This is a genomic window from Puniceicoccus vermicola (assembly GCF_014230055.1).
In the GTDB taxonomy this organism is placed as follows: domain Bacteria; phylum Verrucomicrobiota; class Verrucomicrobiia; order Opitutales; family Puniceicoccaceae; genus Puniceicoccus; species Puniceicoccus vermicola.
On record NZ_JACHVA010000052.1, the window covers coordinates 1 to 25496 of the forward strand.

Genomic DNA, 25496 nt, shown 5'->3' on the forward strand with positions numbered 1-25496 from the left:
TTTTTTTTGAACTCTTCCACGTCATCATACCCGGCACGTTCGCAGGCTATCTCCAGGAATGACTTCTCCACTTCACTCGCAATAAACTGATCGGCCACGGCCTTCTCCAATTGCTTTACACGCTCGCGCAGGCGCTTGAGTTCTATCTGTTCTTCTGGCGTTTCCACACGAACTACCTTGGGCAACATTGAGTTCTTTCCAAACTCTTTCAGCCAGCCATGGATCGTCCGTGTTCCGGATATCCCGTAGTGACGACGGGCCTGCGTGATCGTCTCAAAACGACCATCCTCTAATTCCCGGACCACTCGCAACTTGAAGCTTTCGCTGTAGCGTATCGCACTTTTTGTTTTCATCGGTTTTCCTTTCTTTTGCAAAAACCGACAACCTATTTCAGGTCGGGACATTCGATGTTTAACGTTCAGCGTTCGACGTTTAATGTTCGCCATCTGACGGTCGGCCGGATGTGCGGCTGCCATTCCAATGCGACGGGAGCAGGATGCTCCCGCTACTTTGCTTTGCGGTTTTGTGTCCAGACTTCCAAATTGATTACCGCCCACCGACTACCGATCACCGCCTCCCGGCTCTTCGCTTTGTCTCCGCGCGATGAAGATCATCAGGGTGCTGAAGGCGGCGTTTCCGAAGAGGAAGAGGGGGAATTGGAGTTTGCTGGGGAGGCTGTAGACGATGAGGAGCATCAGGGGCCAGAAGCAGAGGGAGGTGGCCCAGATGGGGAGGATCCGGGTGCGGATGTTGGTGAAGGTGAGGGCGCGGAGTCCTTCGCGAAGGTTGGACCGATGTTCGTAGAGGATGAACCAGGAGACGATGAAGGGGAGGACGAACGCGGGGGTGAAGAGCAATTGGTCGCAGACCACTTTGAGGAGGAGGGTGGCGGGATCATTTCCGTTGCCGAAGATCTGGGCCTGAAACCAGTAGAAGCGATCGACGATGAGCCCGATGATGGCCCACATGGTGAATTGGTGGAGGAGTTCGCCCGCGGTAGGGTTGTCGCTGCCGGCGGGGCGGAAGCGGCGTTTCAAGAGCTCGGGGAGAATGCCGCCGCTGACGACGGTCGTGACGGCGGCAAAGAGGAGGCCGCCTTCGGTTTTGAAGTAGGCGACCTTGTCCAGCAGGGCGGCGCTGCCCTCGATCCAGTAGTAGCTGCAAACTACGGCTAGCGCGAGTCCCTGAATGATGAGGATGGCGGGCCAGTAGACCTGCAAGGCTTGGATGGCGGGACGGAGAAGCGACTTCAGGTCCGTTTTCACGCGAACTTCCGGGAATTCCGGCCTGTGGCGGCTTTGCGAGGCGAAGCAATTTTCGAGCGATTCATTTTGTGTTGGATTCACGGGATCATCGCCCTCCGTCCTTGGGCCTGTCAATCGGTCTAAGAGGAGATGCTGAAGGACAATCGCGCCTTTGGAGGTTGAATGGATCTTTTGTGTGGGAGAGGAACGGCGATCGCCGTTTCTTCGGCAGTGCGAGAGATTACGAGCTTCTCGACGCTTCCAACGAAATGGCTCTCGCCATTCCGCTCCCCCTTCCGGCGCGTCCTGATCCAACGATCTCATGGAGAGGAGCGGAGCTCGCCGTTTCTGTGGCAGTGCGAGAGATTACGACCTTCTCCACTCCTCCAACGAAATGGCTCTCGCCATTCCGCTCCCCCTTCCGGCGCGTCCCTATCCAACGATCTGATGGAGAGGAACGGCGATCGCCGTTTCTTTTGCAGTGCGAGAGATTACGACCTTCTCCGCTCCTCCAACGAAATGGCTCTCGCCATTCCGCTCCCACTGCCGACGCGTGCTTATCCAATGATCTCATGGAGAGGAACGGCGATCGCCGTTTCTTTTGCAGTGCGAGAGATTACGACCTTCTCCGCTCCTCCAACGAAATGGCTCTCGCCATTCCGCTCCCACTGCCGACGCGTGCTTATCCAATGATCTCATGGAGAGTCGTTTCCTTTCGAAGTGTGTGAGCGCGGGGAGATTTTCTTGCTCTGCTAGCAGCTTTTGGTGAGGTTGGGGTTGCCCCAGGATTTCTCTGGCCGTTTCACAGGAGGGTGAAAATGGGGCCCTTTTTGGTCCCGCGAATCCCGATGGCTGAACTTCTCCTAGACTTTCTGATTTACTTCCTCGTCGCCACGTCTGTTTCGGCCGTAGTGCTGTGGGGGGCGGGGATGCTGACGGGAGTGGGATGTTCATTCTTGGAGATGTTGGTGGTGGCTGGAGGGGCGACTTTGGCGGGGATTCCCTTTCTGATCGCGACGCTGATCTGGGAGAGCGGATGGATTCTCCTGGCGGGCTGGGTGGTCTCGCTGATCGTCTTTGTCTGGCTTCTGAAGGTGGTGACTCGGGAGGACATCTTTCCGGATCTCTTTCTGATGATCGTCGTCTATTGCGGGATTCGTTTCCTTCTCGGCTTCGCGGTGGGTTGAGGAATGCCGGGGAGTCTGGTGTTTTGGAGATGAATACGGAGCAGCAGCCCGGTCCGGTCGACTCGTCAGAGCGGTTGGTCTTCATGGATGGACTGCGGGGGATGGCTCTGGGAGGAATTTTTCTCGTCAATATGGGGATCATGGCCGCGCCGAGTATGGCCTTTGGTCCGAATGAAATCGAATCGGGGCCGATTTCGACTGGGGTTTCATTGGTCCGTCATTTCTTGGCGGATGGGGCCTTTTTCTTTCTTTTCTCGCTCCTGTTTGGGGCGGGTTTTTCGATCATGATGGGACCGTTTGGACGGCGTTCCGGAGGGATTGGGCTCGCCGCCTACTACCGGCGTCTGTTGCTGATCGGGATTTTCGGCTTTCTCCATGTATGGCTCTTTTGGTGGGGGGACATTTTGATGATTTATGCTTTGGCGGGAGCTTGGCTGCCTCTCTTTCGGAAGCGCAAGGATCGGACGTTGCTAATCTGGGCGGTGGTCCTGGTTGTGGGGCCGTATCTGCTCTTTTCAGGATTACTCGAACTGTTTTCGACCAGTTCCGTGGGCTACGAAGAGTGGGAAGCCTCTTATTCAGCGGCGGTTCAGGCCTGGATATCCGCTTTGCTGGATGGCTACCGCAGCCCTGATTTCTCGGTGGTGTCCGAGATGCGGTGGGAGGAGTATTTCTACAATCTCTGGGGCGGTGTCTTCTCTCTATTTTCGGCGCTCGGGTATATGCTCTTGGGGCTCTGGTTTGCCCGGCACGATCGGTTTCGGCTCGGCGGGGAGAACGGGCGGTTTTTCCAGAAGATGATTCCGGTGGCAGTGGCTTTGGCGATTCTCGGGAAAGCTGCCTATGTGTTTTGGCTTTACGGAGGTTACACCTTCGAGGGGGGCCTTCTCTTCTGGGTGGGGTTCAGCGTCGGTGGGCCGGCGTCGGGGCTGGTCTATTTTGGAGGGCTGCGCTGGTTCTATCTCCGGGGAAGAGCCTTGTGGTTGCAGAAGGGTTTGGAGGCGGCGGGGCGGATGGCATTGACCCAGTATCTGCTGCAGTCGGCTTTTATCAGTCTGCTCTTTTACGGTTATGGCTTCGGGCTCTATGGGAAGGTTTCACCCGCTCTGCAGATCCCCATCGTTCTCGGGTTCTTCGCCCTTCAGGTTCTGGTGAGTGTGCTTTGGTTCCGGCGGTTCTCGATTGGACCCCTCGAATGGATCTTGCGAAAGTTTACCTACGCTGGGAGTCGGTGAGGGTTGGAAGGAGGCGGTGCTTTCCCCTCCGGATTCTCCATCCAGGGCTTCTGCCTTTTCATTTCCCTTTTCGTAAGTCCTGTGATCGAGTTCAGGGATGATTTTTCTCCGCCGGGTCGAGATTGATAGAGGAGGGAATGCGGAAGGGTATCCGTTTTCCGTCCCGGCCCTGGGTGAGTGGTCCTCGTTGGAGATCACGACGCCGGTGACTTTCTTCGTCGGCGAGAATGGATCGGGGAAATCGACGTTGTTGGAGGCGATGGCTTTGAAGGCCAAGCTGCCTCCGGCCACCGGGATGCCTCTTGAGCGCGACGCGACTCTCGCGCCAGTGCAGCCGCTCGCCACGGCCATGCGGCTCGGTTGGCGCCCCCGCACCCGATACGGCTTTTTCCTGCGGGCGGAGGATTTCTTCAACTTTGCCAGTGCGACCCGGCGTAGGGCGGAAAGCATGGACGAGATGGCCGATCGTTTCGCAGATGATCCGCGAGTGCGCGGCTATATGTTTGCCCAAAAGCAGGCGTTGACCTCCCGATATGGCGAAGACCTGCACGCGGTCTCTCATGGGGAGGGTTTCTTGAAGTTTTTCGAATCGCGCTGCGTGCCGGGAGGTCTCTATTTGATCGACGAACCCGAGGCGGCCCTCTCGCCCCAGCGGCAGTTGGCGTTCCTGAGTCTCATGAAAACCCTGGTCGAGGAATCAGAAGCGCAGTTTATCATCGCTTCCCACTCGCCGATTCTTCTGGGCTATCCCGGGGCGCGGATTCTGAGTTTTGACGATGGGGCGCTGGCCGAAGCGAGTTACGAGGATCTGACTCATGTGACCCTGACGAAGAGTTTTTTGAGCGATCCGGAGCGGTATTTCCGGCAGCTTTAACTCCAGGAGCGGAGCCGTTTTTTATTCTGTGATATTTCGGGAATAAAAGAGTGATTTTAGGACTCCTCCTTAGATGGACCATCGCGTATTTTGTGGTGGTCGGCTTCTCCTCAACTTCAGGCTTCTTCTCAACTTCAGATAATTTTTTATGATTCCTAGATCTCGCTTAAATTGGGGGAGGGTGGTCCTTTCGGCCTTCCTGATCGTTTTGATGAACGCGATGGTCTCTGCGGCGACCTATTCGGAATGGGTGGCCGCGGAAGGATTAACGGGGGCGGATGGAGATCCAGATGCAAATCCGGATGGTGACTCCTTTGTCAATGCCTTGGAATACCTGTTCGTCCTCGATCCTGAGGTGGAGGATTCCGTCGCGGCAGCGGGAGTGGCCGTGGTGCGCAACGAATCGGGAGACCTGTTTGTCCGCTGGCCCCAGCGGGTTGCTCTGGATTCCGGGGGAGAAGTGATTCTGGAAGTGTCGGACTCACTGGCGGTGAATGATTGGACAGCGATGTCTACCTTTCCTGCCCCGGCAGCGGATCCGATGAATCCGGAACGCGAGTATCTTTTCCAATACGTCAATCCCGAGTCTTCCGGGGAGTTTTACCGTCTGAAGGTGGATTTCCCCTTTGCGCCGGATCTAGAGGAGACGGTTCTGGTGGGATCGTCGGTCGGGGCGGAGTGGGACTCGATGGGAGAGGTCGGTGACGTCTATGTGCGTCAAGTGGAGCCGCCGGTCAGCGCCTCGGACGATCGGCCGAACACCTCGAAATACCCCTCGGCGGTGGGGACGGAACGGGTCTCCTTTACCGAATGGCTCTCCGACGACTATGCAGACGACGGACGTAGCCCTCAGCGGCGCTCCTGGATGGGCTGGTTTCTCTGGGGGGACGGAGCACCTCCTCCCGGAAAGACGGCGGGTTGGCCTTTCAGCGGGGACTACGACGACAGCGACTGGGACTATTTTGTCTATCAATTCCCGGCGGGCAACGATTCATCCACGACCGGTGACTGGAACGCCGTGCGGGTCGACCAGCAACCGCTCTACATGCAGCCGTTGCGCCTGAACTACAACTGGGCTCCGGGCCTCTTCGGCTATGAAAATCAGCCGATGCGGAATTTTCCGGACAACACCAAATTCTGGAAGGACAAGACCATCGTGAGAGGGATCAACCTCTCGCCGAATTATCCGTACTTCGTCCAATACGGAGACCGGATCGACGATACGGGCGTGCCGGCCTGGCCGGACGACTGGCGTGAGTCCTGGATCCGGATGAAAGTCCGGCCTCTGGAAACTCTGGTTCTGGTTCCTTCCAATTTGACGGCCGACGAACTCCTGACCGAGGGCGACTATAATAACGTGGGCTCGGTGGCCTCGCCGGACTACGAAGTTTTTCCGTATCCGGTGTGGAATACGAAATTGGCTCCGAGCGAGCAGACGCCCTACGCCATCCTGACGGATCAGATTGGCGATTGGCACGCGGACATCGTCTACGAAGGCACCCGTCCCGGAGCGGATGGTTACGAGAGTAACCGCTACCGCCGTTCGGATTTCTCGGCAGATGGGCTCGGCAATTATTTGAAGCTGACCGTGGCGCAGGGCTCACCATTTGTCTGGGGGGAGACGAATAACAGCCGCTACATGATCTTCTACGATCTCATCCGCGAGAACACGATAGGCCGGATCGACAACAATACCGGCTCGGACGCCGAGTTTCTCTCCGACGGTCCGTATCCCGTGCCCGGCGTGTCAGGGGTGAGCTACGTTCTGGCCTACGGCAACCAGACGAACCCCAATCAGTGGTTCCTGAACGTCGAGCCGGAGTTCTCCTCGCTGCCAGACCCTTCGAAGCCGGAGGAAACCGTCCCGGGTGGATTCAATCCTCCGGGCGAGCAGAGCAACCACACTTATTTTGCGATCTATTTCCGAACGGATGCAGTCGAGGAGGTTTCCCTCGGGAGCGGGGAGAACGACAGTGACGGCACCGATGCCAACGGTAATCCATACTTCCAGCTGGAGTTCAAGGACACTGGCAAGAACTGGTTTGTCGTCGGCCAAGTGCCGGTGGCCCGCTACTACGACCCGGGTGTTTCCGAGGACGACCGATCGGTCCTCGACCAAGCGGCCAAGGATTGGGCTGACCAGATGGGTAAGTACGCTTTCAACTTTCCGACCGATACCTCCATCGACTACTCGGTGACGAATATGTATCGGGTGGATACCGACTTTAACGCGAGCTTTGCCAACCCCTACGTCGAGATCGGGGCGACGGATGCTGCGGCGATGACCGCCGATCCGGCCAAGACGGTCTGGACCCTGCGTCCCCACCACTATCAACCGCTGACTCTCGGGCCGGATCTCTCGACCGCGGCGAAAACGCCAGTTGTTTGGGAGCCACTGCAGACGACCGGGATCGATTTTCCCGCGGTGGCGTCTCCGCCGAACGCCAACAAGACGAACACTTCGACCGAAGCACGCTGGGGATATTGGCATCCACAGGGGAACCTGAAGCCGGTGATCGCGGGTAACTTTTCGATCGCCTATCCATTTCAGAATTTTCTCCCGGTGCTGCCGCCGCCGAATTGGGAGAAGAACTACGAACAGACCGGAATTCAGGTCGTTCGGATCACGAATGTCGGTACGGGTTATGAGCGGATCACCGGAAAGCCCCAGGCGACGCTTACTGTCACGGATCCGGGCTCGACAGGATCCGGCGCGACTTTCGATGTGAAGCTCGAGCCGAATACGGGTCGGATTCTGCAGGTCGATGTGGTCTCGCCCGGTTCGGGCTATCCCGATGGAAACCCTCCGCCCGCGGACAAGGTGCAGTTCACCATCGATCCGCCACAGTCGACCGGTGGCGTGCAAGCCGAAGGGCGGGTGCAGATCGGAGGCGGGAAAGTTCTCGCAGTCTTCCTCAACGAAAAGGGTTCCGGCTATCGGTCGACCGTGGAGATCAGTCAAACCGGCAACGAGTCGGTGGATCCTCCGATCGTTGTCCCCAACTTTGACCCGAATACCGGGCAGATGGTTCCGGGGCTGGCCAAAGTGATTTCCGGAGGCTCAGGTTTTAATTTTGCTGAACCGATCCAGGCGAAGGTGATTGGCACAGGTTCAGGAGCGACGGTTGAAGTTGCCGAGCCGGGACAGGTCTTTGCCGTAGTTGACAGTTTGATCGCCGGATTCAACGGCAATGGGATCTACCCGAGCTCGGGGAATCTGACGGCGGACGCCGCGAATATCGAAGTCAACATCGTTCCGGCCACCGAAGGAGGGAGCACTCCGGATGCTGAGGTGATTCTGACGGCGGTTCCTACTTTCTTCAATGCGGTCGTGGAGAATCCGGGTTCGGGATACGACTCGGCCCCGACCGGAAGTATTACCGACGACGAGGGTAAGACCTTTGAGTTTACGACGGAGATTAACGGTGGACAAGTGATCAAGGTGAACCGTGGGCCCTCTCAGCCCAATCCGGTGCTGACCACTCCGAAGGCGGTTACTTTTACCGGGGGCAATCCGGATACTGCGGCGGCGGCCACTGCCTATCCGGGAGCCACGATCACCGGGGTGCGTTTGACGGGCCCGGCTGTCGGAGGATATACGAGCGATTCCGAAGTCACCTTTTCCGGAGGCGCGGTCGGCCCGGGTTCGGGGAGCGGAACGTTTGAGCCGCCGGTCTTCGACTTTTCGGTTTCCGCCGGGAAATTGGTCCTAAACGGTTTCGATAGCGGCCAAAACGGTGCGGGTTTCTGGGGCCCGGCGCGGTTCCGTGTCAAAGGCGGAAAAGGGTTCCGGGCTGCTGCCGAGGTTTTTGTCAACGAAGCCGGAGTGATCGAAAACGTCCGGGTTCTGCGCCAGGGATCGAACTACCCGAGCGATGTGGATGTTTACCTGACCCAGGGCGGAGGAGCCTCCGGAAGCGGGGCGACTTTTGATGTGACCGTGACGGATGGGAAGATCACCGGAGTCGAAGTCACGAACGGGGGAACCGGCTACAATACGCAGGGGAACACCATCCAGTTCATGGCTGTGGGCGGTGGGGACCCGGTCAACCAACCAGCCAAAGGGGCATGGGCGGAGATCACGGCGGATCCGGATGGCAGTGGCGGATTGACCAATGCCACGATTGTCAATGATCCGCAGCAGGGTGGCTATCTGGATAGCGCCGATATTGTCCCCACGGTCGATTCACCACCTCTGGTCGTTGAGTATTTCGACGTGCCGAATCGACAGATGATTTCGCCCAATCATGCGCAGGGATACATCACCCGGATTGTCCCCGGAACGATTAACGTGGAGCAGGTCATCTACGACAGTTTAATCACCGAATTCACCAGTCTGGGCTCGGCAAACCTGAAGCCCTTTGGCGGTGGTTTTGGCGGTGCGAGTGCGCCCGACGGCTACGGACTGGGAAATCAACTTTCGGCGACTTCGAAGTTTATTGGGACGCTCTTTCAGTTGCGGAGTCAGGTGGCGAGCGAGGGGCAGGATTTGCCCAATCTCGCTCCCAGCTCCTTCGCCCGGGCCGCCGCCAACACCTTGGCGGATTCCTACGAGCTGCCGATCTACCGGGATCACAACCCAGGATCGACCCTGACGGGCGCCCTCGAGACCTCGGTGCAGGCATTGCAGCGAACCCTCTCCTTGCTGCATTCCGATCCCGCGTATTCGAACAATCCGCCGAGCGATAGCACGACGGCCTGGAAGCTCGAATACTACACCGGATATGATTCGGGGGCGGGGCGGATGCTGATCAACCCGACTGCCTCACTGCCGGCGCAGGGAATCGTCAGCCGGACGGATTCCCCGCCGGAGATTTCCTCGGAGGAGAACGATCCCAAGGTGGGCTTGGCCAAATGGAAACCGGGGATGCTCTGGAGTGGATTCGGAGTTTCCGACCAGTGGAACGACCAGCACTACTTCTTCGGCTATTATCTAGGAACGGCAGGCCTGGCCGCTCTCTTTGATGGGTCCTGGCTGGATTCGATTCCGGGAGAGCCCGAGAACCTCTGGTCTCACCCGGACCAAATGGGGCAGGCGATCGACCAATGGTATCTCTCCGTGGCCAATGACCCGGACAACGCCACGCTGACCTCGGCTTTGAATTCCGTGCCGGAGTTCTCCTTTCAGAAGTTCCCGTTCTTTGACCAATGGAGTGGCCACGGGTGGGCGACCGGGATCCCTCCCGGACCCGCGGGATCGATCGAGAACGGTACCCTCGGAAGCAACTATGTCCCATGGTCGATCATGGTGACTTCGGGCACGGGTGTTTTTGGTTACGGAGACGAGAACGAGAACTCGATCTGGGAAGGTCTCCAATCCTTCAGTGCAGCAATTCTCTGGGGCGCGGGCACCGATCGGAAGCCTCTGGTCGATACCGGGATGTATCTCCTCTCCACCGGCATGGCTGCCGGTGACCTGTATTTTCAGGATAAGAACTACAACCTTTCGGCGTCACCACAGAACGAATACTCCTGGGTGCCGGTCACGACGGTCGATTCGAGTGCCGTCGCCAACAATGGGGGGAATAATTCGATTCCGGCGGGCACGGACTACAACAGTGGGGCGGGCGAAGCTTTCTACACCGCACCGGAGTTCTTCGGTGGGGAAGCCGCGGCCGGGATGTCGATGGTCCGTAAATTTGGACCAACGCTGAACAACTTCTTTTATGCGTTTCCCACCGGCTCGAAATTCATTGAAGCCTATCCTCCGACAGCCTGGACGCTGGGCATATCCCGGAACACCGATTACATGAAGAAGTGGGCGGGAGCGATGATGCGGGAGGAGTGGACTGCCGCCCGCGATTCAGCCTTGTTCCAACCCGCGAACTGGTTGGCCATGGCCATGACCTCGGCCTTGTCGGGAGTCCCTTACAATCCGGGAGATGTTCCGTACCCGATGACTGGAACCACTCCGAACGCCGATGCGCCTGCACCCTACAGCGAACGACTCTGGTCGAGCTGGGTGACGATGGATGCGGCCGCCGGAGACGAAGCTTCGATGCAGCCGGCCTTCAAACCAGTGACCGTTCTTCATTTCCTGCAGGCCTTCGAGGAGTATGGGAACCCGGATTGGACCTACATCGGCAAATCCGTGAACTCCGGGGGAGCGGAAGTGGACGAGGTGGTGCTGATGGCCGCCTTCACCAAAGAAGTTCCGGAGGAGAACAAAGTGATTACGACCTTCGTCGCCTTCAATCCGGGATGGGAGGAACGTTACGCTCAGTTTGACCGCCTTGATTCGAATGGATCCGTGGGCAATGCAAACGTGAGCGGGCTCATCACCATTCCCGCCAAAAAGATGGCCATGAAGACGGTCGAATTCACGGGACTCTGAGGACGTCTGGATTGGCAGGCGGAGAGGCATGCGGGGCGGAATGAATTCCGCGTTCCGCGGGCTCTGTTCTTGGGCAGTGTGAAGGACATTTGTGTCCTTTGGGTGCGGAACAGGAGTGGAATTTGCGGAGAGGAACGGCGATCGCCGTTTCTTCGGCAGTGCGAGAGATTACGACCTTCTCCACTCCTCAACGAAATGGCTCTCGCCATTCCGCTCCCACTTCCTACGCGTCCCTATCTAACGATCTCATGGAGAGGAACGGCGATAGCCGTTTCTTCCGATGCGCTGGCAGGGAAGGGAGGCGCTAAAGCAACCTCCCCACTGTGAGTGTGTGGAGTGGATTTTTTTTCGCCTCCGCTCCGACGGCGGAGGGTTGCTCGTACTAACTGGGAGTCCGGCTTGCTCATTTCGTGGGTCCGTGCTGGGGTATAGGCTGTTGTGAAGTCTTCCTTTCAGAACCTTTTGCGGGCGTTTCGTTATCCGAATTATCGGCGGTTTTTCCTTGGGCAGGGGATTGCGGTGGCCGGGTTTTGGATGTCGGTCTCGGCGATGGGGTGGTTGCTCTACCGGTTGACCGATGATCCGTTTATGCTGGGTCTGATGGGGTTTTGCATGCACGGGCCTACCTTTTTTCTGACGCCTTTCGGCGGAGTGGTCGGTGACCGGATCAGTCGGCGCAATGTGATCATTGTCGCTCAGTCGATGAATTGTTTGATCTTTGCGGGGTTGGCGGTTTTGACCCTCATGGGAGTGGTGGAGGTTTGGCAGATCCTGACGGGTTGTGTCTTGCTGGGGATCGTGAAGGCATTTGAGATGCCGGCGCGTCAGGCCTTGGTGGTCGATGTTGTCGATCGTCGGGAGGATCTCTCCAACGCGATTGCTCTCAATTCGACGGTCTTTCACTGTGGCCGTTTGACGGGGCCGATTTTGGCCGGGGTGCTGATCATCCCGTTGGCCGGAGAAGGAGCCTGTTTTTTAATTCACAGTATCGGCCTGATCATAGCGGTGCGTTGTTTTGTTTCCCTGACGGTGAAGGGACCGAAGAAAAGCAGCGTGAAGAAGGCGGTCTTTCGCGAGATGGGGGAGGGATTTTCCTATGCCTTTGGTTTTCCGCCCGTGAGGGCTCTCTTGCTGCTCCTCTTCGCTTTTGCGTTGATGGGACAACCCTACAATAGCTTGCTCCCGGTTTTCGCTCGAACCGTTCTGGAGGGGAGCTCGTCAACCTTTGGGTTTTTGGTGGGAGCCAGTGGATTTGGGGCGGTGGTCGCGGCCTTGGGATTAGCTTCGCGCAGTTCCATCCTCGGGATGGGGCGCGTCATTTTCATCAGCGGTCTCGTTTATGGATTGGCCCTGTTTGCCTTTGCCGAGTCGCGGATGATGATTGCCTCGATTCTACTGCAATTTGTGGCAGGCTATACGAGTATCAATGTGATGGTCGGAGCCAATACAATCATCCAGACCTTGGTCGACGATCAGTTGCGGGGGAGGGTGATGAGTTTGCTGGGGATGGTCTATCTCGGAACTCTTCCTTTTGGGACTTTGATCTTCGGTCGGCTGGCGGCTTCGATCGGAGCTCCGCAAACGGTGATGTTCGGTGCGGCTGGAGTTTTGGCGGCGGTGGCGGTCTTCGGATATCGCCTGCCGGGCTTGCGTAAGGTTTCCCATTCCCGGTTGGTTGAGAAGGGGATCATGCCGGAGTCGGCCTCTTCGTAAGGCGGGGGATTTTTTGGTTTTCTCTGGAAACTAATTGGGGCAATAAGTCTGGGTATGAATCCTGTCCTCGGCACGGTGCTGCTTCTCATCGGGAGCAATGTCTTCATGACTTTTGCCTGGTATGCGCATTTAAAGGAACTGAATGCCAAGCCGTGGATTATCGCGGTCCTGGTTAGCTGGGGAATCGCGTTTTTCGAATATTCTCTGCAGGTGCCAGCGAATCGTCTCGGCTTCACACGGCTCTCAGTCGCGGAGTTGAAGGTCATGCAAGAGGTGATTACTCTGAGCGTCTTCGTGCCTTTCTCGGTGTTCTATCTGAAGGAGCCGCTGAAGCTTGATTACCTCTGGGCGGGTCTTTGCTTGGTCGGAGCGGTGTTTTTTATGTTTCGCGGAAAATTTGCCGGAGCCTGATCGGTCCGGGAGGCCCAGAGCTTTTTGAGCAGATCTTGGAAGGCTCTATCTATGGATGTGGTTGCCGTGTCGATCACGATGCGGTCCTCGGTCCATTTCTCGTAGTCGCGGTCGAGGACATCCTGCCAACTCGGCAGCCGGAGACCGGGAACTTCGTTCTTTCGGGTCTCTATCCGGATGCGATGTTCGTCTTGGTCGGAGCAGACGACTTCGATGTCGACCCATCGAGCCCCGGAAAGAATCGCGACTTCTCTCCACTCTTCTCGCGTCAGTTCGCAGGGGTTGCAAGAGTCGGCGATGACGGGACTGCCGAGGCGGAGATTGTCGGAGGCGATTCGGTAGGCGATCCGATAACCCTCTCCCTCGACCTCGATATTGCAATGGTCGCGGAGCCCTTGTTCGAGGGTGTCGATGCGTAGCCAGGTGGCTCCCGTGTGGGCCGCCAGCCGTTTGGAGAGGGTGGACTTTCCGGTGCCGGGCAGACCGGAGAAGATGTAAAGGATTGGGGTGTCCATGACTTTCAAGAGTTGGGAACGGATCGGTGGCCAGGAAATGTTCGCCGAGAAACTAGACCGCTTGTTGGATCTTCAAGTCCTGGCCCTCCAGGATTCCATAGCAGGTCTGTCCACCATCGAGGCACCAGCTCCGTCCATTTTGCCGGGCACCCCGCTGAGATCGGGTGTGGCCGACGATTTGGGGAAGCGGTAAGCTGTCTGCGAACTCGGTCCAGCATTGCCAAGTGAGGCCGCCGACTGGCTCCTCACCACCGCGGGCGATGCCGGGAGCCAGGAGAGGAGAGTATTGCTTGTGGAATTGGCGCAGGACGCTTTCGCATTCTTTCTCTAAGATGGAGAGAGAATCGGAGGTCTGGTTCGACTGCGGCCAGAAGCGTTCAGCAACCCCGGCGTGGGACAGCAGGTAGCCGTTGATCACGTGGAAGAGGCGGAAGGTGCGGACCAATTCGGGGGGCAAGATCTCGAAGATCTTGTTGACGGCGATTCCGGAAACGGGGACGCCTGCGTTGGTGCGGGGGAGGGCTTTTCGCTCGTTGCCATTCCAGTTGCGATGAGCCTCAAGGTACGGGATGTCATGGTTGCCCCAGAGGAAGGTGACCTTCCCCGTTTGGGTGCTGGCAAAATCCCGAATGAACTGGGCTGTCTCTTCGACGCTGGCAACGTCTTCCGGTCGCTCCCGGGTATCAAAATAGTCGCCGAGAAAAATACAATGGTCCCAGTCGCCAGCTTGCTGGATGATCTTTTGGAGCCAGGGGATATCCTGGTGAATGTCCGGAATGATCAGACATCTTCCCACATTGAGATGAGGAGTGGTCTGTTCTTCGAGAGTCATAGTTGTACTCCTGAGTAATGATTTGCGGAATTTTTCCAAGGTTGAAGTTTTGCCGGTCCGGCGAGGCGGAAGGAAGCTGCGCGATTCGCGATACGGTTTAATTGGGGAGTGGGGATGGCGAACCGGGAGCTTTTTCAGTTCCGGGGTTTCCGATTTGAAGCCATCTTGTAATTTTGTGGCGGAAAAATGAATACGACTAGTTTCTGGGGATAATACTTTCGGAGGATAAGCGGAAGAGTCTGGGGAGATTGACCTGCCGCGTGATTCCCCGGATTCTTAGGCAGTTGATATGAAAGAAAAACCCCAAGAGCCTCCCAAGGAGGGCCGTTCCGAAGGCTCTCGGATTCTGGCCTTCATTCTCGATGATCTGATTCCGATTCCCGGAACCAAGGCGAGGATCGGCCTGGATCCGATCATCGGGCTCATTCCCGGAGTGGGGGACGGTTCGACGACCGCAGTCGGTTCCTATATTCTCGTCCAAGGACTAAACAAGGGGGTGTCGCGAATCGTTTTGATTCGGATGGCGATCAATCTCCTGATCAATGGAATCTTTGGGGCGATCCCGATTCTTGGGGATCTCTTTTCGGCCTGGTTTAAGTCAAACCAGAGGAACTACCGTTTGCTGGAAAAGCATCGCAATGGTGCGAAGAAGGCGACGGCCATGGACTGGATCGTGGTGATTGGCGCCCTCGTCTTTGTCATCGCGGTGGCGGTGGGGCTTTCGTTCCTCGTCGGGCTGGTCTTTTACCGTTTACTCTCGGTGCTCTTTGGTTGACGGTGAGTCGGTGAGTCGGTGAGTCGGTGAGTCGGTGAGTCGGTGAGTCGGTGGACGGTTGTCGGTGGGCTGTGGGGAAGCTTTCGCAAACGGTTTCGGACTTGGAGTGCAGGGTTAGCTGCGAGTCTCGACTTCGGCGCTGACTAGGACTACGGGGCCGGTTGGGGCTGGAGATCCGCCTGTGGGCTCAATGCTGACCGCAAACCGGAGGGAGCGTTCCTCTTGCGGGTTGCTCTCGAAATTCTCGAAGGCCATGAACTCCTGTCCGCTGGCGAAGGTTTCGCCGGGAATCGGGTCTTCCTGGGTATCGTCGAGAGCCCAGATTTGGTAGGCGTGATCGTGTGGCGCATCGGGAAGGGAGCCTGCTACGAGATAGGCCGTTTTTTTCTGCGAATCCCAAAGCGCCACGGTTTGAGAGCCCGCGAAGTTTTCTTCCTGAGCTTCGAAGGGAATCACACGGAGGTTGGAGAGGACGCTGGAAGACTCCTGAAGGGTGGCAATCTGGCGACGGAGACGGTTCAATTGCTCCTGCTCACCGCGAAGAGTAAAGAAGGCGTAGGCCGCGAGGCAAAGCGCGAAGCCCGCAGCAACGGCCCAAGCGGGACTGCTCCAAAACGAAACGATCTTCGAGTTCTCGTGGGGAGTCGTCTCTTTCTCTCCTGAACGCTTCGCGGCGGCCAATATTTGATCGGGGATATGGGCGGGGGCTTCGGCCTCCGGGGTTGCGAGGGCCAACGTTTCATGGCCGCGGGCAAGTTCTTGAACATGGGCAGCGAGTTGCGGATCCCCTTCGAGCTTCTGTTCAAAGGCGCGTGATTGCGCTTCGTCTAAATCCCCGAGGATGTAGGCGAGAGCGGTATCTTCGAGTTCCTTATTCATGGAGGCCTCCCTCTTTGTGCAGCGAATCCCGCAGGCTGAGCAAGCCCCTTCGAATACGGGCTTTGATGGTGCCGAGGGGCTGACCCAGCTTTTTTCCGATCTCCCGGTGCGGCAGCCCGGCGAAAAAGGCGAGGCGGATGGCCTCGCGGGAATCCGGAGCGAGACGCCCGAGACATTCATCCAAACGTTGGCGGTCTTCGTTTTTTACGGTTTCGTCGCGTGGAGCGGCTTCAGCGGAAGGCTCGACATCGCGGTCGGAGGCCTCGTCTTGAAAGCGCTCAAGATTCTCTTGGGTGCGTCCAGTCTTGCGGATGCGATCAATCCCCCGATTGCGGGCGATGGCAAAAATCCAGGAGATTCCCGATCCACGTGCCTGGGTAAAGCGATCGGCTTTCTCCCATACCTCGGTAAAGACTTCTTGCTGGACCTCGGTGGCATCCGATTCGTTGTGAAGCATGTTTCGGAGGTAGCCGTATACTCGCCCGCCCAAGAGAGAGTAGAGGGTCCGAAGGTCATCCTCGCTACCGGAGGCGATGCCTTGGAGACAGTCTTCCACCTTGCGGCGAAGAGCGTCGGTCTCCTGTTCAGAATTAGGCATGGAGGTACAGGAATGAGCACTCCTCTCGAAGGGCAATCCCAAACTGGCCAAGGTCGTGATGGGGGCGCTCGCCAAGGAAGAGAGGATCGGATTCTGCAAGAGGCTTGGGCTCACATAAGAGAATACGGATGCCGGTGGGTTTTGGACGCAGAAAACTTTTTTGCATCCAATCGGGGATTCTCGTCGTAACCCCTTTTGAACGGACGATTCGGTCCGGCAAAACCAGAAACCTAATCGAAAAGTAACTATGAATACCAAAAAACTCATTCAATCTCTCGGAATTCTTCCTCTCTGTGCCGCTGCTTCGCTGTTGGCGGAAGAGCGTGAGGTGGGACCCTCTCATTTGTGGAATGGTCCATCCATGGGGGATGAAGAGACCATGACCGTCGAGGTCGGCGGAGCCCCAATGTATCCTTCGAAAACGATTGTCGAAAACGCCATGAACTCGGATGAGCACGAGACGTTGGTGGCGGCCGTGAAAGCCGCAGGTCTTGTCGACACGCTGCAGTCGGAAGGCCCATTTACCGTGTTTGCTCCAACGGATGCCGCCTTTGAGGCTCTGCCCGAGGGAACCGTCGAATCACTCCTGGAGCCGGAGGCCCAGGGCCAGCTGCAAACAATCCTGACCTACCACGTCATCCCCGGGAGCATGGACTCTGAGGCGATCCGCGAAGCTTTGCAGGCCAATGGGGGGTCCATGGAGGTGGAAACGGTCGCGGGTGAATCTTTGACCGTCTCGATGAATGGGGCCTCGAATCTCGTCCTCGAAGATGCCTCCGGGAATACGGCTCGTATTTTGACGTATGATGTCTACCAGAGCAACGGTGTGATCCATGTCATCGACACGGTTCTTCTCCCGTAAGAGAGAATTGTAGATCTTGGGTCTCTCTGCTGAGGGGGGCCGGTTTGTGGCCCGTCGGGAAGTTTTCCCGGCGGGTCTTTTGGGGGCCGGAGGGAGCACAGGCTGGCAGCCTGTGGTACTATTTGTGGATGAGTGGGGAGCCGAGTTTCAGGAAGTTTTCTCCCATGATTTGATAGCCTTCGGCGCTGGGATGGAGGTTGTCGGGAAGGTGCTGGGCGAGGGATTCGCCGAAGAGCTCGAGGCCGTCGAGGTAGTGGAGGTGGGAATCGCCGAGTTTTTGGAAGAGTTCAGCGGTTTCCCGCACTTGAGCGCGGTAGTCGGCCAGAGTCATCGAACAGGCGTTTGGATTGGTTTCCCGCTCGCAACCGTAGATGGGAGAGATGAGGAGGAGGGGTGTGTCCGGGTGCTTCTCACGGATGATCTCGACGCTGGCGATGAGATTTTGGGCGAAGCTGCGTGCGCTCAAGCTTCCTCGTCCGTAGATGTTGATTCCTGCACAGATGGAGATGGCGTCGGCGGGCAGATCCCGAATGAGGCGGGCAATTTGGATGTCGAGATGGCATTCACCTCCAAAACCGAGGGAGGTCAGGTTGAGGTCCTGATCTCGTGCGACAATGGCCGGCCAAGTCAGAGTTGGGGATTGGGCCGAGCGGCAGTGAGTGATGGAGCTTCCATAGGTGATCCATCGGGGGCGGTCGTCCTGCTGGACCGCGAGTGAGGCGTTGTCGTCGATTTCAAGATGCTCGAGAAAAAAGTCAGCGAACTGGGGCAGCCAGAGTTCGAGACGCTTGTCGCCGGAGGGCAGCCCTGCGCAAGAAAACTCGGTGGCATCCGTGAGGTCGATCGTTTCGAAAAGCTTCCCGTCGACACAGAGATTGAGTTTGGGGTTCTCGGTCTCGATTCGATGAAATTTCCCAGCAATGCGGGTCGTGGAGCTGCCGAATGCGATACGCACCCCAGCGGACTTGCTGGCTTTTTCGAGTAGCTGGGGGTGGAAGAGCGTTTTGCGGGAAAAGGGGATGCGCCAAGGGCGGGTGAAGGAATCCGTTTGCTCGAGGGAGACAGATCCGGGCCAGGATAGACGTGGGTCAGAATGGAGAATGCGCATCGTCTGAAACTAGAGATGCAAACGGGACCCTGTCCAGTGCAGGAGTGGGGCTTGTGAAAGGGGAGGCTACTCGCCTTCGGGATTTTTCCCGTTGCGGGAGCAGTGGCCGCAGCGATGGAGTTCGTCGCAGGTCGCTTCGATACGGAGGCTCATTTTCTTGGGGCTGAAACCGGTTTGGTGGGCGGCCCCACTTTCGCGTAGCGAGAGGCAGGGATTCTCCATCGGGATGACTTGGCCGCAGTCCTTGCAGACGACATGGCTGGTCGCGGAGGTATGAGCCCCGACGACGCTGTATTGTTTCTTCCGATCGATTCCCTCGATCTCCGTGATCAGTCCGGCTTCCTGGAGGGCGGAGAGGGTGCGATAGACGGTGGAAAGCGAAATCAGACCATCCTCTTGACGGGCGTTGTGGAGGAGTTCTTCGGCGTCGAAGGCTTCGGCGGAGGCAAAAGCCGTGCGGCATATAATTTTCCGGACGGCGGTCAAGGTCATGCCTCGAGCCTTCCAGTGGGCCAGGGCTTGTTCCATCAGGAACTCGACGTCCGGATTCTTGAGCACGGGGAACGCGCGTCAGGCCGCGCAGAGAGGTTCTTTAAAGCGGAATCGAATATCGATTTTAGGGCTGTCGTAGACCCGGTTGTCGCGGAACTCCTTCATAATGCCCAAGCAGTAGCTTTCCATTTCGTCGGCATCCAGGAAGACTGGAATGCGCTCGAGTTCGCGGCGGTTGTTGTCGAGGGCGACAATCTCCAAGTGCTTCTCGAGAAGTTCGCGCAAGCGCTGAAGGGCGGCTTGCTCGCGGGATTGGCTGAAAATCTTGAAGTAGCAGCGTACGCAGAGCCCGGCGTCACTCTGGTCCAAGGCAGCTGCGCGCAAATCCAACAGATCGTCAGCCGCGTGTTTGATTGCGCGGGCAACGGGAGTCAGTGCTGCATCGATTTCCGACTTTTCCATGGCCGCGAAATGAATCGCGATTGAGACTTAGTTGCAATGCTATTGTGAAAAAAAGAGGAGAACTTTAAGAAAAGTTCTCCTCTGGATTAAAAAATCTTATCCGAAGAAAAGGCTTATGGCCTTATTTTTTCGTGAACTCGCCGCACCAGTCGTCGGAAGCGGTCTTCGGGAAGCGTGTCTCGAACTTCACGTCGTCGGCCACGGTGAAAGAGATTTCCTGTGGAGGCTGACGACGGCATTCGCCTTCAGATTCCGACTTTGCATTCCAATGTGCGCAAGCTTCACATACTTCGGTTTTATTTTCGGTCTTGGTTGTCATAATTTTGTTTGGGTTACGATTTTTAGACTACGAATGGTGCGGCTTTCCTCAAGAGATATGATTCGTAATCAAGCATTTGCAAATGATAGTCAGTCTCATAAGGGGGAGGGTTTTTGGATGAATCTACCTTGGGGTATTCAGGGCTACGCTGGGGCTTCGATCGGCGATCGAGGGTCATGGAGTTTGACCGGGAGGCGATGGTTTCCGAGGATTCCCGGCCAGTGGCTATGAATGAAAAGAAGGATCAGAAATCGGTCGTCCTGTCGGTGGAGAAGCTCGTCCTCTACGGAGGGAACACGGAGATTTTAAAGGGGATCGATTGGGAGGTGTCTCGGGGAGAGCATTGGGCGATCCTGGGAGCGAATGGTTGCGGGAAGTCTTCCTTACTGGCGGCAATTCTGGCCTATCGTCCCGCAGCGAAAGGGGAAATTTGTTTATTGGGAGAACGCTATGGGCGTTTTAACTGGCCGGAGTTGCGGAAGCGGATCGGGATGGTCAGCAGCGTGCTGAGCTATCGGGTTCCCGCGGAGGAGACGGCTTTGGAAACGGTTCTCAGTGGAGAAGCGGCCCAACTCGGGTTTTGGAGTCGATCCGAGACGGTGAATGGGGCGAAGGCACTGCAGTGTCTGGAGGAGATGGGCGTGCGACGCTTGGCGGATCGTCGTTGGGCGGTTCTCAGCCAAGGAGAGCGGCAGAAGGTATTTATCGCGCGGGCATTGATGCAGGATCCGGCTATGTTGATCCTGGATGAGCCCTGCGCCGGACTTGATCCGGTGGCTCGGGAGCAATTTCTGGTAAGTCTTCGTAAACTCGCCCAGCGCGAAAGTGGACCGACTCTGCTCTTTGTGACCCATCACGTGGAGGAAATCTTTCCGGAGATCAGCCATGTTTTGGTCCTACAAGAAGGAAGGGTTCTCGGGGCGGGAGTGAAAGAGGATGTATTGGAATCGGAACTCTTGAGTCGAGCCTTTGGAGCTCCAGTGACGGTAGAAAATTGGGGGCAAGACCGCTGGCGGCTTACACCTAATTGATTCTGATGGAGGGATTGGTTTTTTGAATCGATTTTCGGCTCTGATTTGAGCAGGTTAGGGTTGAAAATACGGGAGAGCTGATCATTTTATTCTTAGCCGGGAACGTCCTTCCGGCGAGGTTTTAGATTTTTCCCCGGTGAGACCCAAAAGTATTCGCACTGCACTCGTCCTCGCGTTTGCCGGGGTAGTTGCGATTGTTCTCGCTCAAGGGATTCTGAGCTACTGGAAAGGCTTTCGGGCCGAGTATATCATGGCGAAGTCGTACCATTCTTCCTTCGCGGAGGAAGTTGCTGCAGACAATATGCTTAAAGCTGCTCATGATATTCGAGTAAACATTCGTTCGCCTGAAAAACACGGAGAAGTCGGCGAGGAGATTTCTCAATTCCTTGAGGGAGTTGGAGAATCGATCCGAGCCACGCGGGCTTCATTGGATTCCGTGAAATATCTTGGAAAGGAAGATCGGGTCGCCGAAGAAGAGGCAGAAATTGTATTACTCGGCTCATTGCAGCGATTTGGTGATGAAATGGCGGGGATATGGCAGGAAGCTACGTCAGTGGGCGTCGACGTGGGCGTGAGTGTTCAGGAGCGAGTTATCGGGATCGTCGAGAGAGAGGTGCTTCCCCGTCTTTATGCATACAGGGAGCATTCACGGGAGGACTTGGCCCGGGAAGGGAATGATATCCTGAAGGTGGTCTCGGGATTCGGCACCCTCCTTTTTTCTGCAATCTTGATTTGCCTCTTTATCTCAGTCGTAGCGGGTTTCTTCCTTTACCGGCGGATTATTGGCCCGGTCAACGAAATCACCCGGGACGTCGAGAAACTCAGTGCCGTAAATGCCGAGGGCAGAATTGCGCCCACGGGTGCGAAGGAGATGGACCGCCTGGGCACTTCGTTCAATGCCTTGATGGATTCGTTGGAGGAAGCGAACCGGAAGCGAGACGAATTAAAAGAACTGGCAGAGAAGAGGAGCCATGAATTGAGCAGAGTCCTGGAGCTCATTCCAGACATCGTGTGTGCGGTCGATTTTTCGGGCCGACTGGTTGAAGTGAATCGAGGATTCGAAAGGGTTTTGGGTTATTCACGGGAAGAGGTGATGGCCACGAATATTTTCGATTTGATTCATCCTGACGATCGGGAGGCCGCCGTCGTCGAGACGGAATCGATTCTGGTCGAGGGGAGAGTGGTGAGGGCTTTTGAAAATCGCTATCGTCACAAGAATGGTGAGTGGCGCAACTTTTCGTGGAGTGCTGATCCATCGATGGAGGAGGGGATCATCTATGCGATCGGGAGAGACGTTACCGATCAGGTCCGTGCGCGCGAAGAGGAGGAAAAGTCGTTCGAGAAAGCTCTTCAATCAAGGCAAGCGCTGATCCGAGTGCGCGATTCGGTTCAATCGGATCGGCAAAAATTTTTCGAACAGGTTACGGAAGCTTGCGTGGAGATCCTCGAAGTCGATCGGGCGAGTGTGTGGCAGTTTGTCGAGGAAACGAATCAAGCCGTGCGGATCGATCTGTATGAGCCCAAGGAAAATGCGCATGGGGCAGAGTTCACGATCTCTCTCGATGACTATCCGACCTATTTTAAGGCCATCAAGCGACTGGCTCCTCTCGCAGTTGAGGATGTCTACTCGGATCCGGTCACTCGGGAGTTTGCCGAAAAGGAGTATCGCCCGTTGGGGATTTGTTCGATTCTGGATGTCCCAATTCGTGCGGGAGGAACGCTCTCCGGAATTCTTTCCTGCGAGCAGGTGGGGGAATCGCGTTCTTGGACGGATTCGGATGTGAAGTTTCTCTCAGAAATCGTCGGGTCAGTATTGCTCCAGTTCGAGTTCGAGGAGCGCAATGAGGCAGAGAGGAAATTGCGGGCGAGTGAAGAATATAACCGTTCGATCGTCGAGAATTCCGAGGACTGCTTGAAGGTGCTTTCACTGGACGGCCGACTCTTGGATATGGCTGATCCAGGGAAGAGGATCATGGAAGTCTCGGATTTTGAAGAGATTCGCAATTCGGACTGGCCTGCGTTTTGGAGTGAGCCCTACCGGACTGAAGTGAGAAAAGCAGTCAAGACAGCGGCGGGGGGGAAGGTCGTCCGTTTCCGGGGACAATGCCCGACGATGGGAGGAAGACACCGGTGGTGGGATGTGATTGTCTCCCCCATCATGGATGCCTCAGGCGAAGTCTATCGGTTGCTTGCGGTCTCGCGGGACGTGACCGAGCAGAAAGAGGCGGAACAGCAGTTGGAGGAATTCAACGAGAGCCTCGAGCAGGAGGTCATGAAGAGAACGACCGAGCTGGTCTCCAGTGAGGAGCGGTTCCGGATGATGATCGAGCAAGTGAAAGACTATGCGATCTTCATGCTGGATCCAGAGGGGAAGGTCGTGACCTGGAATGCGGGAGCCGAGAGGTTGATGAATTTTCGGCAGGAGGAGATTCTGGGGAGGCACTATTCCGTTTTCTACTCGGAAAACGATGTGAAAGAGGGGTTGCCCGAGCATTTCCTGGAAATTGCCCGCGAGAAGGGACGATATCGGCTCGAAGGGTGGCATATCCGCAAAGACGGGTCCCGCTTTTGGGCGGAGGTTATGATTTCCTCGATATACGCTCCAGACGGCAAGATGCGGGGATTCGTTAAAGTGACCCGGGATTTGACCGAGCGCCGCGAAGCCGATCAGGCTCTGAAGAAGGCGTTTCAAGCCCAGAAAGAACTCACGCGCAAGGCCCAGGCAGGAGAAAGGGCGAAGAGCGATTTTCTTGCGGTGATGAGCCATGAGTTGAGAACTCCTATGAACGGCATCATTGGCTTTTCGGAGCTCCTCTTGGGGTCTTCTGATCTTTCCGACGAGGATCGGGATTTTGTCGAGACGCTCAGTGAAAGTAGTCACGGTCTCTTGCGCATCCTCGATGATATTCTGGACTTTATCAGCAGCGAATCGGGAACGATGCATATCGAGAAAGCGCCGTTCCAACCGCGTAAACTTTTGGAAGAGGTTCGTTTGGTGATTTCGCCGTTGGCGGCGAAGAAAGGTCTGGCACTCCTTCTCGATGTGGGAGAGGAAGTTCCCGATAAATTAGATTCTGATGGGGCGCGTCTCCGGCAGATCATGATGAACCTGCTGGGCAATGCCGTGAAATTCACCAAGGAAGGATCCGTTCGGCTCTCGATGAATCGGCTGGAGAAGGAGGGAGATGAATTGTGGTGGAGAATCTCCGTCGAGGACACCGGGCCTGGCATCCCCAAGTCTCAGCGAGAAGAGGTTTTTGATCCCTTCTACCAGGCAGATTCCGGTTCCTCGCGCCGTTTCGATGGCTCTGGGTTGGGCTTGTCGATTTCCCGGAGACTGGCTGAACTGATGGGCGGGACCTTGGAATTGGATAGCGGGGCCGAGATGGGTTCGACTTTTGTTTTGAATCTTCCGATGAAACGGGCTGAGCCGGAGAAGAATGAAGGTTCCAAGAATGGCAGCTCCGAAGAGGTTCAGGAGAAATTGCTGGCTTCGGAGATTCCTCTGAAAATCATGGTCGTTGAGGATAATCTCGTGAACCGGAAGATGATGATGACCCTCTTGTCGAAACTCGGTTACGATCCAATTTTTGCGAAAGACGGGAAAGAAGCTCTGGATGTCTACAAAACCTCGCGACCTCAATGCATCTTCATGGACCTGCAGATGCCGGAAATGAATGGCGTTGAAGCGACGGAGGCGATTCGGAAGTTCGAGGACGAAGAGAAATGGGCACCGGCCTTCATTTCCGCGCTGACCGCCAATACGGTGATTGCCGATCGAACCCGCTGCTTTCAGGCGGGAATGTCTTTCTACCTGAACAAGCCGGTCCGCCGGAATACGGTGATTGCCGTTCTGATGCAGGCCGAGGAATTTTTGAAAGAAAACGCGACGGGCTGAGTCGGCAGAGCAATCACAGGATCGCGGCGGGGGAAGGGAATCAATCCGTCCTCCGATCTCTCCTCGTTGCAGGCGGTTGGGCCGGGTCAGGGCTTAAGGCCGCGAAAGAAAGTATCAAAGGTCAGGTCGAAGGGGATCGCCTTTTGGCCTTTGGCGCGGAGGTAGTTGTAATAAAGTCCGGTGAAGAGCGCGTAGAGCGCTTCGGAAGCTTCACTGGGTTCGATTTCCGGGCGAAGCTGTCCGAGAGCCTGTGCCTTTTGCAGCTGTTCGGTGATGATCTCTGAGCAGCTGCTGACTTTTTCCTCTTCCATCTCTTGGACTTTCTCCATCTCTTCGCGCCCATCGCACCGGAGGTAGATCCAATGCACCTTACAGGCTCGCTCGTCGTTGGCCAGCTTGTGGATGGCGCTCTTTGACCAGCGTTTGAGAGCTTCCAGAGGATCCTGCAAATCCATTTCCGCAAGTTCCTTGCGGATGGTTTCTGCCGGGAGGCGCACACTTTCCATCAGTCGGGCGATGATCTCTCCCTTGTTCTTAAAGTGGTGATAGACCGCGCCTCGAGTGACGCCACAGCTCTCGGCAATTCCCTGCAAGGTCGTGCGGGCTACTCCGTGGCGAAGAAACTCCTCAATCGCAGCTTCAAGAATTGCTGCGTGGGTTTGTTCGGACTCGTCTTTCGTTCTTCGTGGCATGGGTAAAAAATAACAATTTCCGTTTGACCTTCTTA

General features: G+C 56.5%; 21 protein-coding genes. 10 read left to right on the forward strand and 11 right to left on the reverse strand.

The genetic code is table 11. The features are described 5' to 3' along the window. Both H5P30_RS05690 and H5P30_RS05695 read right to left on the reverse strand, forming a co-directional pair. Window positions 1-353, reverse strand: a 353-nt coding sequence (locus tag H5P30_RS05690) for a transposase (protein WP_185691982.1), incomplete at its 3' end; no start/stop codon positions are given. A gap of 207 nt (window positions 354-560) precedes the next feature. After that, window positions 561-1265 carry a hypothetical protein gene (locus tag H5P30_RS05695; protein ID WP_185691983.1) on the reverse strand — a complete coding sequence of 235 codons (705 nt, stop codon included), beginning with the start codon at window positions 1263-1265 and terminating at the stop codon, window positions 561-563. Window positions 1266-2092: 827 nt separating this feature from the next. On the opposite strand from H5P30_RS05695, the gene H5P30_RS05700 reads away from it, so the two are divergent. The 6 genes from H5P30_RS05700 (at window position 2093) to H5P30_RS05725 (ending at window position 12998) form a co-directional block, all read left to right on the forward strand. Then, window positions 2093-2431 (forward strand): hypothetical protein, encoded by a 339-nt coding sequence (locus tag H5P30_RS05700; protein ID WP_185691984.1) that lies wholly within the window; start codon window positions 2093-2095, stop codon window positions 2429-2431. 29 nt (window positions 2432-2460) lie between these two features. Beyond that, window positions 2461-3666: a DUF418 domain-containing protein gene (locus H5P30_RS05705; RefSeq protein ID WP_185691985.1), complete on the forward strand. Its 1206-nt coding sequence runs from the start codon at window positions 2461-2463 to the stop codon at window positions 3664-3666. A 97-nt stretch (window positions 3667-3763) separates the two neighbouring features. Continuing rightward, complete coding sequence (locus H5P30_RS05710) at window positions 3764-4540, forward strand: AAA family ATPase (RefSeq protein WP_185691986.1); 777 nt, start codon at window positions 3764-3766, stop codon at window positions 4538-4540. Window positions 4541-4688: 148 nt separating this feature from the next. After that, complete coding sequence (locus H5P30_RS05715) at window positions 4689-10874, forward strand: hypothetical protein (protein WP_185691987.1); 6186 nt, start codon at window positions 4689-4691, stop codon at window positions 10872-10874. Between the two features lie 438 nt (window positions 10875-11312). Beyond that, complete coding sequence (locus H5P30_RS05720; RefSeq protein ID WP_185691988.1) at window positions 11313-12587, forward strand: MFS transporter; 1275 nt, start codon at window positions 11313-11315, stop codon at window positions 12585-12587. Window positions 12588-12641: 54 nt separating this feature from the next. Beyond that, entirely contained in the window at window positions 12642-12998 is a 357-nt protein-coding gene (locus H5P30_RS05725) for a DMT family protein (protein WP_185691989.1), read from the forward strand. Here the strand turns inward: H5P30_RS05725 and H5P30_RS05730 are convergent. Together H5P30_RS05730 and H5P30_RS05735 are read right to left on the reverse strand one after the other, a co-directional pair. After that, a complete protein-coding gene (locus H5P30_RS05730) occupies window positions 12926-13513 on the reverse strand; it encodes a P-loop nucleotide/nucleoside kinase family protein (RefSeq protein ID WP_185691990.1) in 588 nt (195 codons plus the stop codon). The two genes, H5P30_RS05725 and H5P30_RS05730, sit on opposite strands and share 73 nt — an antisense overlap. Window positions 13514-13565: 52 nt before the next feature. Beyond that, window positions 13566-14345, reverse strand: a complete 780-nt coding sequence (locus tag H5P30_RS05735) for a metallophosphoesterase family protein (RefSeq protein ID WP_185691991.1) — start codon at window positions 14343-14345, stop codon at window positions 13566-13568. A gap of 289 nt (window positions 14346-14634) precedes the next feature. On the opposite strand from H5P30_RS05735, the gene H5P30_RS05740 reads away from it, so the two are divergent. After that, the gene (locus H5P30_RS05740) at window positions 14635-15120 is read left to right on the forward strand and encodes a DUF4112 domain-containing protein (protein WP_185691992.1); all 486 of its coding nucleotides are present in this window, start codon (window positions 14635-14637) and stop codon (window positions 15118-15120) included. 114 nt (window positions 15121-15234) lie between these two features. Here H5P30_RS05740 and H5P30_RS05745 read toward each other — a convergent pair whose 3' ends face one another. After that, window positions 15235-15999 (reverse strand): anti-sigma factor, encoded by a 765-nt coding sequence (locus H5P30_RS05745; RefSeq protein WP_185691993.1) that lies wholly within the window; start codon window positions 15997-15999, stop codon window positions 15235-15237. Continuing rightward, window positions 15992-16597 (reverse strand): RNA polymerase sigma factor, encoded by a 606-nt coding sequence (locus tag H5P30_RS05750; protein WP_185691994.1) that lies wholly within the window; start codon window positions 16595-16597, stop codon window positions 15992-15994. Before H5P30_RS05750 ends, H5P30_RS05745 begins: the two co-directional genes overlap by 8 nt. Before the next feature lie 361 nt (window positions 16598-16958). Here H5P30_RS05750 and H5P30_RS05755 point away from each other — a divergent pair, with 361 nt between their 5' ends. Further along, complete coding sequence (locus H5P30_RS05755) at window positions 16959-17459, forward strand: fasciclin domain-containing protein (RefSeq protein WP_185692061.1); 501 nt, start codon at window positions 16959-16961, stop codon at window positions 17457-17459. A 118-nt stretch (window positions 17460-17577) separates the two neighbouring features. Here the strand turns inward: H5P30_RS05755 and H5P30_RS05760 are convergent, their stop codons facing one another. The 4 genes from H5P30_RS05760 to H5P30_RS05775 all read right to left on the reverse strand — a co-directional run bounded on the left by H5P30_RS05760 (window position 17578) and on the right by H5P30_RS05775 (window position 19840). Next, window positions 17578-18567: an SGNH/GDSL hydrolase family protein gene (locus H5P30_RS05760; RefSeq protein ID WP_185691995.1), complete on the reverse strand. Its 990-nt coding sequence runs from the start codon at window positions 18565-18567 to the stop codon at window positions 17578-17580. Between the two features lie 66 nt (window positions 18568-18633). Continuing rightward, window positions 18634-19125, reverse strand: a complete 492-nt coding sequence (locus H5P30_RS05765) for a transcriptional repressor (RefSeq protein ID WP_185691996.1) — start codon at window positions 19123-19125, stop codon at window positions 18634-18636. 12 nt (window positions 19126-19137) lie between these two features. Further along, window positions 19138-19521 carry a hypothetical protein gene (locus H5P30_RS05770; RefSeq protein ID WP_185691997.1) on the reverse strand — a complete coding sequence of 128 codons (384 nt, stop codon included), beginning with the start codon at window positions 19519-19521 and terminating at the stop codon, window positions 19138-19140. 121 nt (window positions 19522-19642) lie between these two features. Further along, window positions 19643-19840 carry a hypothetical protein gene (locus H5P30_RS05775; protein WP_185691998.1) on the reverse strand — a complete coding sequence of 66 codons (198 nt, stop codon included), beginning with the start codon at window positions 19838-19840 and terminating at the stop codon, window positions 19643-19645. Between the two features lie 113 nt (window positions 19841-19953). Between H5P30_RS05775 and H5P30_RS05780 the strand changes: the two genes are divergently transcribed. Together H5P30_RS05780 and H5P30_RS05785 are read left to right on the forward strand one after the other, a co-directional pair. Further along, complete coding sequence (locus H5P30_RS05780) at window positions 19954-20871, forward strand: ABC transporter ATP-binding protein (RefSeq protein WP_246459409.1); 918 nt, start codon at window positions 19954-19956, stop codon at window positions 20869-20871. Window positions 20872-21007: 136 nt separating this feature from the next. After that, the gene (locus tag H5P30_RS05785) at window positions 21008-24769 is read left to right on the forward strand and encodes a PAS domain S-box protein (RefSeq protein ID WP_185691999.1); all 3762 of its coding nucleotides are present in this window, start codon (window positions 21008-21010) and stop codon (window positions 24767-24769) included. An 86-nt stretch (window positions 24770-24855) separates the two neighbouring features. Here H5P30_RS05785 and H5P30_RS05790 read toward each other — a convergent pair whose 3' ends face one another. Next, on the reverse strand, window positions 24856-25461 hold the full coding sequence (locus H5P30_RS05790; RefSeq protein WP_185692000.1) for a TetR family transcriptional regulator: 606 nt from the start codon (window positions 25459-25461) through the stop codon (window positions 24856-24858). Between the last annotated feature and the right edge of the window lie 35 nt (window positions 25462-25496).

What these genes read in the sequence shown, in the direction of transcription:
- H5P30_RS05700 (WP_185691984.1), top strand. Translation starts at nt 2,093, where the DNA reads ATGGCTGAACTTCTCCTAGACTTTCTGATTTACTTCCTCGTCGCCACG.
- H5P30_RS05705 (WP_185691985.1), top strand. Translation starts at nt 2,461, where the DNA reads ATGAATACGGAGCAGCAGCCCGGTCCGGTCGACTCGTCAGAGCGGTTG.
- H5P30_RS05710 (WP_185691986.1), top strand. Translation starts at nt 3,764, where the DNA reads ATGATTTTTCTCCGCCGGGTCGAGATTGATAGAGGAGGGAATGCGGAA.
- H5P30_RS05715 (WP_185691987.1), top strand. Translation starts at nt 4,689, where the DNA reads ATGATTCCTAGATCTCGCTTAAATTGGGGGAGGGTGGTCCTTTCGGCC.
- H5P30_RS05725 (WP_185691989.1), top strand. Translation starts at nt 12,642, where the DNA reads ATGAATCCTGTCCTCGGCACGGTGCTGCTTCTCATCGGGAGCAATGTC.
- H5P30_RS05730 (WP_185691990.1), bottom strand. Translation starts at nt 13,513, where the DNA reads ATGGACACCCCAATCCTTTACATCTTCTCCGGTCTGCCCGGCACCGGA.
- H5P30_RS05735 (WP_185691991.1), bottom strand. Translation starts at nt 14,345, where the DNA reads ATGACTCTCGAAGAACAGACCACTCCTCATCTCAATGTGGGAAGATGT.
- H5P30_RS05740 (WP_185691992.1), top strand. Translation starts at nt 14,635, where the DNA reads ATGAAAGAAAAACCCCAAGAGCCTCCCAAGGAGGGCCGTTCCGAAGGC.
- H5P30_RS05745 (WP_185691993.1), bottom strand. Translation starts at nt 15,999, where the DNA reads ATGAATAAGGAACTCGAAGATACCGCTCTCGCCTACATCCTCGGGGAT.
- H5P30_RS05750 (WP_185691994.1), bottom strand. Translation starts at nt 16,597, where the DNA reads ATGCCTAATTCTGAACAGGAGACCGACGCTCTTCGCCGCAAGGTGGAA.
- H5P30_RS05755 (WP_185692061.1), top strand. Translation starts at nt 16,959, where the DNA reads ATGGGGGATGAAGAGACCATGACCGTCGAGGTCGGCGGAGCCCCAATG.
- H5P30_RS05760 (WP_185691995.1), bottom strand. Translation starts at nt 18,567, where the DNA reads ATGCGCATTCTCCATTCTGACCCACGTCTATCCTGGCCCGGATCTGTC.
- H5P30_RS05770 (WP_185691997.1), bottom strand. Translation starts at nt 19,521, where the DNA reads ATGGAAAAGTCGGAAATCGATGCAGCACTGACTCCCGTTGCCCGCGCA.
- H5P30_RS05775 (WP_185691998.1), bottom strand. Translation starts at nt 19,840, where the DNA reads ATGACAACCAAGACCGAAAATAAAACCGAAGTATGTGAAGCTTGCGCA.
- H5P30_RS05790 (WP_185692000.1), bottom strand. Translation starts at nt 25,461, where the DNA reads ATGCCACGAAGAACGAAAGACGAGTCCGAACAAACCCACGCAGCAATT.